The sequence below is a fragment of the Tritonibacter sp. SIMBA_163 genome (assembly GCF_046535935.1).
Classification (GTDB): Bacteria; Pseudomonadota; Alphaproteobacteria; order Rhodobacterales; family Rhodobacteraceae; genus Epibacterium; species Epibacterium scottomollicae.
This window is the reverse complement of the sequence record NZ_JAWJBP010000392.1, coordinates 1-275: the sequence shown is the minus strand read 5'-3', so window position 1 is coordinate 275 and position 275 is coordinate 1. Positions and strand designations below refer to the sequence as shown.

Annotated in this window: 1 pseudogene; it reads right to left on the bottom strand. The window is 37.1% G+C overall.

The features are described 5' to 3' along the window. Positions 1-275, bottom strand: a pseudogene (locus tag R0J92_RS22860) (CPBP family intramembrane glutamate endopeptidase); the annotation flags it as partial.

The window sequence follows — 275 nt, the reverse complement described above, 5'->3', positions numbered from 1 at the left end:
ATTGCGACCAAATAACCGCCAATTCCCCAAACAAGCCAATTATTTCCTTTTAATTTAAACCAGCCTTCTGGCAACGGAAAATAATCGCGAATGGAGAAATAAAGAACGCCTAAGCCACCACCAGTCATTAATAAATACGTAACTAAAACAAAAATAGCTTTTCCTTTAATGCCCCAACCAGTTGGACTAATGCCAGCAATTCCTATCACTAACGGCAATAAAATCTGACCAATAAAGAAGAAACCAACAATTAAAACTTGCCATGTAATTTCCCA